At 58.5% G+C, this 11,922-nt stretch carries 11 protein-coding genes and 3 pseudogenes; 5 read left to right on the top strand and 9 right to left on the bottom strand.

The features are described from left to right. Positions 1-93: 93 nt before the first annotated feature. Positions 94-1,221, bottom strand: a complete 1,128-nt coding sequence (locus IB252_RS14825; protein ID WP_192409330.1) for an alkene reductase — start codon at positions 1,219-1,221, stop codon at positions 94-96. Positions 1,222-1,314: 93 nt separating this feature from the next. On the opposite strand from IB252_RS14825, the gene IB252_RS14820 reads away from it, so the two are divergent. The 3 genes and pseudogenes from IB252_RS14820 to IB252_RS14810 form a co-directional block, all read left to right on the top strand. Beyond that, on the top strand, positions 1,315-1,698 hold the full coding sequence (locus IB252_RS14820) for a winged helix-turn-helix transcriptional regulator (protein WP_192409329.1): 384 nt from the start codon (positions 1,315-1,317) through the stop codon (positions 1,696-1,698). A gap of 73 nt (positions 1,699-1,771) precedes the next feature. After that, positions 1,772-1,909 (top strand): annotated as a pseudogene (locus IB252_RS14815) (muconolactone Delta-isomerase family protein); the annotation flags it as partial. Beyond that, positions 1,893-2,516, top strand: a pseudogene (locus IB252_RS14810) (SDR family oxidoreductase); the annotation flags it as partial. The pseudogenes IB252_RS14815 and IB252_RS14810, both read left to right, overlap by 17 nt. A gap of 90 nt (positions 2,517-2,606) precedes the next feature. On the opposite strand, the gene IB252_RS14805 reads toward IB252_RS14810, so the two are convergent. After that, positions 2,607-3,764 (bottom strand): MFS transporter, encoded by a 1,158-nt coding sequence (locus IB252_RS14805; protein WP_412548173.1) that lies wholly within the window; start codon positions 3,762-3,764, stop codon positions 2,607-2,609. Between the two features lie 545 nt (positions 3,765-4,309). Between IB252_RS14805 and IB252_RS14800 the strand changes: the two genes are divergently transcribed. Next, on the top strand, positions 4,310-5,983 hold the full coding sequence (locus IB252_RS14800; protein WP_192409328.1) for a nitrite/sulfite reductase: 1,674 nt from the start codon (positions 4,310-4,312) through the stop codon (positions 5,981-5,983). Next, the gene (locus IB252_RS14795) at positions 5,980-6,483 is read left to right on the top strand and encodes a DUF934 domain-containing protein (protein ID WP_192409327.1); all 504 of its coding nucleotides are present in this window, start codon (positions 5,980-5,982) and stop codon (positions 6,481-6,483) included. The genes IB252_RS14800 and IB252_RS14795 overlap by 4 nt, the downstream gene beginning before the upstream one ends. A 61-nt stretch (positions 6,484-6,544) precedes the next feature. Here IB252_RS14795 and IB252_RS14790 read toward each other — a convergent pair. The 7 genes and pseudogenes from IB252_RS14790 to IB252_RS14760 form a co-directional block, all read right to left on the bottom strand. Next, positions 6,545-6,814, bottom strand: a pseudogene (locus tag IB252_RS14790) (cobalamin-dependent protein); the annotation flags it as partial. A gap of 226 nt (positions 6,815-7,040) precedes the next feature. Next, complete coding sequence (locus IB252_RS14785) at positions 7,041-8,246, bottom strand: CaiB/BaiF CoA transferase family protein (protein ID WP_192409325.1); 1,206 nt, start codon at positions 8,244-8,246, stop codon at positions 7,041-7,043. Beyond that, the gene (locus IB252_RS14780; RefSeq protein ID WP_007980444.1) at positions 8,236-8,646 is read right to left on the bottom strand and encodes a PaaI family thioesterase; all 411 of its coding nucleotides are present in this window, start codon (positions 8,644-8,646) and stop codon (positions 8,236-8,238) included. Before IB252_RS14780 ends, IB252_RS14785 begins: the two co-directional genes overlap by 11 nt. 18 nt (positions 8,647-8,664) lie before the next feature. Continuing rightward, positions 8,665-9,471 (bottom strand): enoyl-CoA hydratase/isomerase family protein, encoded by an 807-nt coding sequence (locus tag IB252_RS14775; RefSeq protein ID WP_007980445.1) that lies wholly within the window; start codon positions 9,469-9,471, stop codon positions 8,665-8,667. A gap of 10 nt (positions 9,472-9,481) precedes the next feature. Further along, a complete protein-coding gene (locus tag IB252_RS14770; protein WP_007980446.1) occupies positions 9,482-10,246 on the bottom strand; it encodes an SDR family NAD(P)-dependent oxidoreductase in 765 nt (254 codons plus the stop codon). A gap of 1 nt (position 10,247) precedes the next feature. Next, positions 10,248-11,393, bottom strand: a complete 1,146-nt coding sequence (locus IB252_RS14765) for a thiolase family protein (RefSeq protein WP_077183510.1) — start codon at positions 11,391-11,393, stop codon at positions 10,248-10,250. Continuing rightward, entirely contained in the window at positions 11,390-11,749 is a 360-nt protein-coding gene (locus tag IB252_RS14760; protein WP_007980448.1) for an OB-fold domain-containing protein, read from the bottom strand. Before IB252_RS14760 ends, IB252_RS14765 begins: the two co-directional genes overlap by 4 nt. Between the last annotated feature and the right edge of the window lie 173 nt (positions 11,750-11,922).

Raw genomic sequence — 11,922 nt, 5'->3', positions numbered from 1 at the left:
TGGGATCACTGATGCGGCCCCAACAGCTCTTTGAACCATACTTTCTACTACCGACTTCGCAGCCAAGGTGTGATTTGGCGGACGCGTAACGACTTATTCGAAATATGGAAAGTCGGTATAGCCCTTCTCACCGTCGCGCGTATAGAAGGTGGAATGAGGAGCCTCGGCAAGCGGCCAATTGTTTCTCAAACGATCCACCAAGTCAGGATTGGCAATGAAAGGTCTGCCGAAAGCTATCAGGTCTGCCCAACCGTCATCCATTGCCGCCTGAGCCGCTTGTTGGTCAAATCCTCCACACCAGATCAATGTTCCCTTAAAGGCTTTGCGCACCTCGCGCACCAAGTCGTCACTGAGATTAATTTCGTTGAACTCGCTGTCCACAGTGTTGCCTGCAGGTAACGGTTGGTAGACGACATGCAGATAGGCAATTTCACGGCGATTCAACTCGCTGCTCAGGTAAAGCAAAGTTTCTTCTGCGAATGGATCAGAGGGCATGCTATTGAACTTTCCAAATGGGGAGACACGAACGCCAACCTTATCGGCCCCTAGTTCCCGAATCGCAATGTCGACCACATCCAGCAGCAGACGCGTTCGCGTTTGAGGTGTCTGCCCCCCGAATTGATCAGTACGCGTGTTTAGGGTCGAGTTCATGAACTGATCGAAGAGATAACCATTGGCGCCGTGAATTTCCACACCATCAAACTCGGCAGCCTTCGCGTTTCTGAAGGCGAGCGTAAACTCATTGAGCAGTCCTGCGACCTCGTCGGTCTCAATCTTGCGCGGAGTATCCGCGGGAACGAAAACCGCCGCACCTGTGCTGTCGTAGATGAATACATCGGATTGTGCTGCCCGCTCATCGGTCGCACCACGCGGCGCCTCTCCGTTAGGCAGCATTGTGTGGTGGGCCATTCTGCCGACGTGCCAGATTTGCAGAAAGATCGTACCGCCATGGAGATGGACTCGGTCGGTAACTAGGCGCCAACCTTGAGTCTGCTCAGCTGTATAAATGCCGGGAGTGCAAGCGTAGCCCTTGCTATACGCCGAGACATCGGTAGCTTCCGTAATGATCAGGCCAGCACTCACTCGTTGCGCATAATAGGCCGCCATAAGCGCATTGGGGACGTCCCCGGTGGAGGTGCGTGATCTGGTCATCGGGGCCATGACGATGCGGTTTTGCAGCTTGCGGGTACCTAGTGCATAGGCCTTGAACAAGGAGGACATCTGAATTATCTCCAAAGTGGACTGGAGAACCAGATTAGTTAGAGCTTATTCTCCTATCTACACACCCTTTGGTATGCAAGATTAAATCGCCCTATGACCCTTACAAAAATGCTTCCCCGCCTACCCATCGAGCGAACCCTTGGCATCATTTCAGGACGCTGGAAAGCAGTCATCATCCATGTATTGCTGGAGGGTCCCAAGCGAACGTGCGAGATAGAGACTCAAATTACCGGCATCTCGCAGAAAGTCCTTATCCAGCAGCTCAAGGCGCTCGAACAACACGGCATTGTTTGGCGAAAAACCTCTCTTGAAGAGCCGCAACGCGTTGATTACTCGTTGACGCCATTGGGATTGAGTCTTGAACCTCTGATTTCGTCGCTCCAGGATTGGGGCCAGCAACATGCGCAAGAGCAGGGGGACGCCCATCGACTGATATCGTGCGACGCGGTCGTGCGCTCACTTGATGGCCAACGCTAGTGTGAGTCAAACACCATTCTAAAGCGATAAAGCAACTAGCCACCTACCGTTCATCAAACCTGAGGAGAGCATCATGCTGTTCCATGTGAAAATGACCGTGAATTTGCCATTCGACATGAACCCAGACCTCGCCGCCCAGCTCAAGGCCGATGAGATGACCTTGGCGCAGCGCCTGCAGCAGCAAGGGAAGTGGCGCCACCATCAACGCCTTGGGGCGCAAGGCGATCGCCTTGCAACTCGATACCGGGAAAATTGCTGGTTTCGCGCCATTCGCTGGGCAGCTTCAGAAGGCATTACGCGAGATCTGGCAGCGCGAAACATTCGATTATTTGGTGAATAACGCCGGTCAAGGTGATTACGCTCTGATCGAACAGACCACCGAGGAGCAGTTCGACGGGCTGGTCAATGTCCATTTCAAGGGCGTTTTCTTTTTGACTCAGGCGCTGCTGCCAATGATCGCCAATGGCGGCCGTATCATTAACCTATCCTCCGGGTTGACGCGGGTTTCCTTTCCCGGCTACGCCGCTTATGCAGCCGTCAAGGGCGCGGTCGAGGTACTTTCCGTGTACATGGCCAAGGAACTGGGTGGCCGAGGTATTGCGGTCAACACTGTGGCGCCAGGCGCAATCGAAACTGACTTTGGCGGCGGCGCCGTCCGCGACAATTCTGAGGTCAACAAATTGTTCGCGGATATGACCGCGCTCGGCCGCACCGGGCTACCGGACGATATTGGACCGATGATCGCGAGTTTGTTGTCTGAGGAGAATCGCTGGGTCAACGCTCAGCGGATTGAAGTGTCCGGAGGCCAAGGTATATAAGCGGGATGATGATCGCGCTTCCCATGAGTGGGCCATCAAGGTTCATGGGGTTGCGAAGCTGACAACCCCATGGACCACGTCATCCGTCAATCAGGCGCTGGTTTCGTTCGGCTTCGGCGCTTTGCGAACCTCAATCAACAACATCAGCACGAGAACGACATTGATTAGCGCGAGGCCACCGAGGACCATCATGGTCACCGTTGCGCCGTAGCGCTCCTGCAAGTACCCCCCAGCCAAAGGTGTCAATGCTTGCGCAATCAATGTGGGACGAGCAATTCGGCCCAGTATGATCGGGTAGATACGTGTACCGAACAGCGCCAGGGGCAAGGTGCCGCGAACGATGGAACGAATGCCACTGCCAGCGCCGTAAAGCACGATACCCAATGCTGCCATCCTGGGTGACAGGATCACGCACCCCAGACCAAGCGCGACGAGAACCGAAGAGCCTAACGCGCTCCAGATCGGGTGAGTTTGCCTGCCGATGAATATATCGATAGCGCGGGCACCCACTTGGCTGGGTCCGAGCAGTGCGGCAATACCCAGGGCTGCAGCGAGCGAGATGCCTTGCGCTTGTAGCACGGCGATCAGTTGTACCGAAATCGCGGTCATGATCACGGAGGCCAGGATGAAACCCGCCGTCAGTAGCTTGAACATCTTTTCTTGCGCTACGTTCGATAGAGCTTGTTCGATGCGTGGGTGAGCCGTTGTTGTTTGTATTGCGGGGACGTGTTTGGGAAACACACACAGGTAGATCGGCAGTACCAGCAGCGCAAGTCCGGTGCTGTACACCAAACAGGTTTCACGCCAGCCGAAGCGCTCGATGAGGATGGCAATCAGCGGCCAGACTATGGTGGTACAGAACCCCGAAATCAGCGTGATCCGGGTGATCGCGCTGCGCGCGTTGTCTCCATAGAGTTGTCCCAGAGCGGCAAACAAAGGGTCGTAGAGTCCGGCAGCCATTCCGACACCGATCACCACCCAGGCCAGAAAAAAACAGGGCAGGTTGGGTGCGCTGGCGAGCAAGACCAGGCCCAGCGCGATGATGAGGCCACTGCTTGCGAGAATCAGTCGGCCACCGGTCCTGGCGACCCCGCGGCCGACCATCGGCGCCAGCAGCCCTGAGATCAGAATCCCTAGCGAAAGTGAACCGTACACCCATTGCTGCGACCAGCCCGTGTCCTTGACCACCGGCCCTGCCAGCATCGCCATTAAAAAGAATGAACCACCCCAGACCATAATCTGTGCGATGGCCAATAAAACGGAAACACCCACTGCTGGTTTTCGGTGCGGGCCTGTCACTGACATACTCGAAGGGCATAAAAAGAGTGATCGGGCATTCGATACCCCATTTTTGTCGCAAGACGGGCCCGCTCGCCAGCCTGGAAAAGTGCGGACGCCGTCCGTAAAAATGCACATCCTTTACTGTGTACTGACTCAGTTTTCAACGCATGACACGAGGAAACTCATCACCGCCTGGACGGCCGGGGATTACGAATTTTCGTATATCTACGGGAGTGCACGGTTCATTGATGGCATTAGAAATGCAATTCAAAGCCATCTCATATTGATTTGAGTATTGGAGGGGGATGTGGCGGTTGCTCCGCGTCAAAACAGACACAGCAATCTTTAAAGAAAACGATATCAGATATGCCACGAGTACCGGATGGATTGCGCCAGATCTGATCCGGTTTTTTATGCATAATCTGCTTCTGTTATGAATATCAGCGCAAGCGCATATTGGCCCCATCGAAGTTGCCCCGTGTGAGAGGGCAAACACTGATGAGGACCCGAGCATGTATCAATACGACGACTACGACCGTGCACTGGTGCTGGAGCGCGTAGAGCAGTTTCGCGATCAGGTCGAACGCTATCAGGCGGGCGAGTTGAGCGAAGACGAGTTTCTGCCGCTGCGTCTGCAGAACGGTCTGTATATGCAGAAGCATGCCTATATGCTGCGGGTCGCAATTCCCTACGGCACTCTGTCGGCGCGGCAGTTGCGCACCCTGGCGCGAATCGCTCGCGACTATGATCGCGGCTATGGGCATTTCACCACCCGGCAAAACCTGCAGTACAACTGGATCGAGCTGCATCAGGTACCCGAGATTCTGCAGCATCTGGCAGAAGTAGACATGCATGCGATCCAGACCTCGGGAAATTGCGTGCGCAATATCACCACCGAAGCCTTTGCCGGCGTCGCGGCCGATGAACTGATGGATCCGCGACCTTTGGCCGAAATCCTGCGGCAGTGGTCGACGATCAACCCGGAGTTTCTGTACCTGCCGCGCAAGTTCAAGATTGCCATCTGTTCCGCAAAACAGGATCGTGCGGCGATCATGATGCACGACATCGGCCTGTACCTGTATGCCGACGAAGCAGGCCATATGCGTTTGCGGGTGATGGTCGGCGGTGGATTGGGGCGCACTCCGATCTTGTCGCAGCAGATCCGCGAGGACCTGCCCTGGGAGCATTTGCTGTCTTATGTCGAAGCGGTGCTACGGGTCTACAACCGCCACGGACGACGTGACAACAAGTACAAGGCGCGAATCAAGATCCTGGTCAAGTCACTGGGCATCGAAGCCTTTGCTGCTGAAGTCGAACAGGAGTGGCAGCAGATCAAGGATGGTCCCGCGCAACTGACTGAAGTCGAATACCAGCGCGTCGCCCGTGCCTTTGTCGTCCCAGCGTATCAATCGCGGAGTGATACCGAACTGAGTTTTGGCAGTGATCTGATGGCTTTTCCGGACTTTGCACGCTGGGTATCGCGTAATACCCAAGCGCATAAAGTCCCCGGCTACGTGAGTGTCGTGCTGTCGACAAAACCCGGGGCGGACACACCACCTGGCGACTTGACGGCAGTGCAGATGGAGGCGGTGGCCGACTGGTCGGAGCTGTTCGGTTTCGGTGAGATACGTATCTCTCATGAGCAGAACCTGATTTTACCGGACGTGCGCAAGAGCGATTTGCTCGCGCTGTGGACGCTGGCCTGCGAGCAGGGATTGGGGGTCGCCAATGCCGGCTTGTTGACTGACATCATTGCCTGCCCCGGTGGCGATTTTTGCGCCTTGGCCAATGCTCGTTCGCTACCCATTACCGCTGCGATCCAGGCGCGTTTCAACAATCTGGACTTCCTGCATGACCTGGGTGATTTCAGCTTGAACATTTCCGGCTGCATGAATGCCTGCGGTCATCACCACATTGGCAATATAGGCATCCTTGGGGTCGATAAAAACGGCATGGAGTGGTACCAGATCACCCTGGGTGGCGCCCAGGGCAAAGCCGCGGCATTGGGCAAAGTGATCGGTCCGTCGTTCAGCGCCGAGCAAATACCGGATGTTATCGAGCGCATCGTCGACACCTTCGTCGACTATCGCGAAGTCGATGAAAACTTCATCGATACCTTCTCCCGCATCGGTATCGAGCCGTTCAAGGAGCGGGTCTACCCCAAGCATGCGGAGGCCGTGGCATGAACAACTTGCTGATGTTGTGCGAAGGCGGTGCGCGCCATGTTCTGGATGACCAGTGGACCTTGATCCGCGACATCGAGGGCGAACTCCCGGCCGGCCCGCTGATCCTGCCACTGGCGCGTTGGCGCCAGATACAGGAGAAGGACACGCTGCAGGACATCAGTGTGGATGGCGTGTGGCTCGGCCCCGATGACGATTTGGAAAGCCTTGAAATGTGGCTGGATGTATTGCCACTTATCGCCCTGGATTTTCCCAGCTTTCGCGACGGACGCGGCTACAGCCAGGCGTATCTGCTGCGCACGAGGCTGGGCTGGGAGGGCGAGTTGCGCGCAATCGGCGATGTGCTGCGCGATCAGCTCAGCCACATGCGCCAGTGCGGTTTCACCAGCTTTGCCGTGCGTGAAGACAAATCCTCTGAAGATGCCCTTAAAGGACTGGCTGGTATGAGCGTGCTGTATGGGCGTTCGGTGATTGAGCCGCGGCCGTTGTTTCGGCGTCGCTGAACCTTTCCGCATTCGGTTCGCTGGCTTGAACTGATTGTTGCTCGACAAGGCTCATCAACTGTTAGGCAGCACATCGACCCCTGGACCGAAGACGGCACTGACACCCTGCTTGGTGAGTGAGGCGATGTCCCGATTGCGCAATGATCCCGCCCAGCACCACGGGGACGTCGATGCGCCGCCGACACAGATGTTCGAGTAGGTCGTAGAGTATTTCGTTGTGCACGCCCGCCAGGCTGGAAAACCCGATCAGGTCGATCGGCCCGGCGCCGTCCTTGGACGCCAGCAATTCAGTGGGGCTCTGAAACAGTGGCAGCATCGTGACCCGAAATCCTGCTTCGACGAGTACTTAGTTGATCAAGCGGATCCCGCGATCATGGCCATCCAGGCCCAGCTTTCCGAGCAGTACTTGTGGCGGTCGGCCATGATGCATCGTAAACCGTGAAGAAGCCCGTGACATGTGCAGCGAGTTTCAATAACGGAGTGTTTTGCAGAAAAGAAAAAACCCGGGCCCTTTCAGCGCATCGCGAAGAAAGGGCCCGGGGTTTAGCCACTGGCGATCAGAGGGGTTCGCTACAGTGCAACGCCTGCGATGCCTCCAGCGCGGCGATCTGCGCTTCGGAAAACGCAAAGTCGCGCAGCACCGAGCGAGAATGTTCACCGTTTTGCGGGGCTGGCGCATAGGGCGTTTGCGCAGCCTGCACGCTGTTGATGGGAAACCCCGGGACGCGCACGGCGCCATGTACAGGATGGTTGAGCTCAACCAGCATGCCATTGCTGGCGAGCTGCGGATGCTTCATCAGATCGCTGTAGTCGGCCACCTTCGAGCAGAGAATGTCCGCTTCATGCAATACCTGCAGCCAATGAGCCGTTGGCTTGCTCATGAACACGTCCGTCAGTGCTGCGCACATTTCGGCGCGGTGGATGACCCGTTGCGCGGAGCTGACGAAGCGTGGGTCGGTAATCCATTCTTCGTGGTTCAGCACCTTGCACAATGTCGGCCAGCGGTTGCCGTTGTAGGCCGCAACCATCAGCCAGCCATCCTCGGTCTGGAAGGCTTCGTTGGGAGCCGAGTAGGGTGCGCCGCTGCCGATGCGAGTCGGCAACTTACCATCGCTCAGATAACTGGTGATGGACGACTGTTGCAGTGCCAGCGCCGAGTTCATCAGGCTGACATCCAGATGGCCGCCCAGCCCATCGTGCTGACGGGCGTGTAGCTTGGCCAATACGGCCATGCAGGCCATGTAACCGGTGACTACGTCCACCACTGGAGCCTGCACTTTGCAGGGGGCCGAGCCTGGCGTGCCAATCAGGCTCATCAGTCCGGAATCCGCTTGTAGAATCCCGTCGACACCCGCCCGGTCCGAATAGGGACCTTCCTGGCCGTAGGCCGAGATTGAGCAATAGATCAGGTCAGGCTTGAGCGCGGCCAGGGTTTCATAACCCAGGCCCAGCCGGGTCATCACGCCCGGGCGCATGCTTTCGATCAGCACGTCGGCTTGCAGTACCAGCCGTTTGATGACCTCGATGCTGTCGGGATGCTTTAGGTCCAGGCCGATGCATTGCTTGCCACGGTTGAAAGCGTGGTAAAGCGCGCTGTCTTCGCCCACCCAGGCCGGCCCTAGGGTGCGCCCCAACTCTCCTTCGCGGGGTTCGACCTTGATCACCCGCGCCCCCATGTCGGCCAGCAGCATGGTCGCCGTAGGGCCTGCGGCGATCTGGGTGAAATCGAGGACGGTGAGGCCGTCCAGTGCGTTACGTAACATGATTACCTCCGCGGATCGACGCCCGGGGTTTCTTGAAGGTCCCTTGGGCGGTGGCCAGAAGTACGCCGGTGTCGGACAGCAGCTCGGCTTCGGCGAAGTAGAGGCTCCTGCCGGCGCGGCGAACCCGGCCCAATGCGCTAACGCTCCCCTCGAATGCCGGTTGCAGGTAGGCAATGTTCAACATCGCGGTGAGTCCATGAATCTCTGCTTCGCCTTCGCCAGTGTGCAGGCCGGCATAGCCGCAAGCCGCGTCCATCAACGTGGCGATCATCCCGCCGTGCAAGGCGCCCTGGCGGTTGAGATGTTGCTCGGAGATGTGCAGCTGGAATTCAGCCTCTCCCGGCACCCAGCGGACCAACGTGACGCCCAGACCCTGAAGAAAGGGATTGTGCAATTGCATGATCGCTCCTTGGGCCATCTAGCGGCCCTTGTAGTGAGGTACACGTTTCTCGGCAAAGGCTTGACGCCCCTCGATACGATCTTCGGTATCGCGCAGTACCCCCCAATACAACTCGGTCAAACGCTGGGCATCGCGGTCGCTGAGGTGCGCTGTGCTGCGTGACAGGGTTTGCAGTGCCTGTATGGCCAGGGGCGCCTGCTGTGCAATACGTTCGGCGAGCTCCATGGCGCGCGCCAGCAATGCCTGGTGGCTGTCCAGCCGCTCGGAGATCAGGCCGATAGTCAGTGCCTGATGGGCATCGATACGTTGCCCGGTCAAGGCCATCTGCATGGCAGGGGCCGCCGGTATCGCCCGCATCAGCCGGTGCAAACCACTTACTGCAGGGATAGAGCCCACGGCAGCCTCGGGCAGCCCGAAGGAGGCGCTGCTGCTGGAGATGCGCAGGTCGCATTGCAATGCCAGCTCCAGTCCACCGCCCAGGCAGTGACCGTTGACAGCGGCAATCAGTGGCTTGTGCAGATCAAGGTCGGTGAGGTCCATCAAGCGGATGTAAAGACCGGCATCGGCAGCAGGCTCATTGGCCAGGAACAGCGCCTGGGCATATGAGGCGGACGAAGAGCGGGTACTTTTAAGGTCTGCACCGACGCAGAACGCCCGCTCGCCGGCGCCGGTGATAACGGCGACACGCAGCGCAGGGTTGTCGCGCACATGCTCCAGGTGCTCGCGAAGGGCCTGGAGCGAGTCCAGGTCCAGGGCATTCAAGGCCTGCGGGCGATCAAGGGTGATCAGCGCAATCGCTCCCTGTATTTGCATTGAAACTGACATGGCGCTCACCTCAGACACTGGCCGACGACAGACTGCGTCCGCCGCAGACATACAAGGTTTGTCCGGTCACATAGGAACTGGCTGGGTCGAGGAAAAACTCCACGGCGTTGGCGATGTCATCGGGGGTGCCAATGCGCTTTACCGGCACGGTTTCCTTGAGTTTTGCCTGAACCTCAGGGGCGAAGCTCTGGAACAGCGGGGTATCGACAATGCCGGGCGCGATGGCGTTGACAGTAATGCCCTTGGCGGCGAACTCGATGGCCAGGCTGCGGGTTAAGCTCACCACGCCGCCCTTGGCTGCCGAGTAGTTGGCCTGGCCGAAACCGCCGAGCCAGGCCCTGGAGGACATGTTGACGATACGGCCGAAGCCTTTTTCCAGCATCAACGGCAGGGCGGCCTTGCAGCACAGAAATTGGGCACGCAGGTTGGTATCGACGACCAGGTCCCAGTCCTGCTCGGTCATGCTCAGGAAACGCTTGTCCCTGACCACACCGGCGTTATTGACCAGAAAGTCGAGCGACCCGTGGGCTTCGTGGATCCGTGCAAACGCCGCAGTGACAGCCTCACCTTCGGTCAAGTCCAGCGCAATGCCAGCGACCTTCAAACCATGCCCCGTCAAGGCCTCAACGCTTGCGGCGAGTGCTGCTTCGTCGCGGTCCAACAGATAGACAAATACGCCTTGACGCGCCAGTCGTTCGGCGATAGCCAGGCCGATGCCGCGAGCGGCGCCGGTGATCGCGGCGACCTGTGTGGCAGTGAAATTTCGAGTGCTCATCTCAAACTCCCAGAATGTGGACGGCAGAAGCGGCGTGATCGACGCCAGCAATACCGCCACCGGTGCATTGCGCCAGGCCCAACTTCGGTGTGCCAGCCTGACGACTGCCGGCGCGCCCTTGCAATTGCCAGGTCAGCTCGACCATTTGCGCGACGCCGGTAGCGCCCAGCGGATGCCCCTTGGCAAGCAGACCGCCACTTGGGTTAACTGGTACGCGGCCGCCAAGCGCCGTAGCCCCCGAGTGCAACAGCGACACGGCTTCGCCCGGCGCCGCTAGGCCGAGGGCTTCGTAATAGAGCAATTCGGCGATAGTGAAGGCGTCATGCAGTTCGACCACGCCGATGTCAGCGGGCGCCACACCGGCTTGCTCATAGGCCATGCGTGCCGCCCGCGCGGTGATTTCGGCATCGAGAATGTCGTCATCGCCGGTTTCGCGCATGCCCGAGACAACGATCGACCCCAGCACTTTGACGGCTTTGGCCTGTGGTCCAGGCTGCGTTCCGAGCACCATTGCGGCAGCGCCATCGACTTGCGACGGGCAGCACTGCAACAGGGTCAGCGGGTCGGCGATCATCCGCGAACTCAGCACCTGTTCCAGGGTGACTTCGGTACGCTGCTGCGCATATTCATTGAGCGAACCATGGTGGCGGTTTTTCACGGCGATAGCCGCGAGGTCGGCTGGTTTGGCATCGCGCTCATGGATAAAACGGGTGGCACGCATGGCGTACACCGCAGGCAGCACCATACCGGCGGTGGCGTACAGGTCGGTCATGCGATCGTTGCGCTGCATGGGGATGGTGCCGCCGCCCAGCGCGGTCAATTGCTCGATGCCAAACACCAGAACCCGCTCGTATTGCCCGGCCAGCAGTGCATGCCGAGCCAGGTGGACCGCCGTGGCGCCGCTGGCGCAGGCGTTTTCGATGTTGTAGACCGGAATGCCCTTGAGGCCCAGGTCACGCAGGATCACCTGGCCGAGAATCATCCCGCCCAACACATTGGCGCAATAAACCGCCTGGATGTCGGCCAGGGCAATGCCGGCGTCGGCCACCGCGTCAAGAATCGCTCGCTGGGCAAGCTCCGGAGCCATCACACCCACGTGGCGGCCAAATGGCGTCATTGCGGCGCCCATTACATGCATCTGGGTCATGGACGTACCTCCAGGGATTCGAATACGTAGCCAAAAGTCTCGTCGGCAATCACACGGCATTTTTCGCCAATGAACGGACGGCCGCTGCTGCCATTGAGGCGGCCGAACAGGCGGACCGGACCGGGCAGGTCGACGTAGGCCAGAACGAAGGGGTTGAGCCCACTCTTGGGGCTGGGGTGCATGATGGTGAAGCTGTACACGCGGCCTTCCACGCTCAGGGTGGTGTCCTGGAACTGATCGGCCAGGGGCGAATCGGCAGGTACCGCGGGAAAGAAGATTTCGTCAGTGCCAAGATGTCGCGAGGCAGCAAGACCGGGCGGTGTGGTGGATGCCCAGATAGGTGACGGACTGTTCATGTGACCTCCTGTTTTTATTGACGCTCGATAGCGAACGTCTGGAGGTATGTTCGGGCACGCCTCAATGGGCGACAAACGATATAAAAACGCGGTTGAATTGAGAAAAAATCAAACCAGGAGCGGCAGAGGGACGCATTGAGAGACGCCCACGCAGGCGGCCTTACCGCTCCGCC

The sequence above is a fragment of the Pseudomonas sp. PDM10 genome (assembly GCF_014852295.1).
Taxonomy (GTDB): Bacteria; Pseudomonadota; Gammaproteobacteria; order Pseudomonadales; family Pseudomonadaceae; genus Aquipseudomonas.
This window is presented reverse-complemented; position numbering and strand designations above follow the sequence as displayed.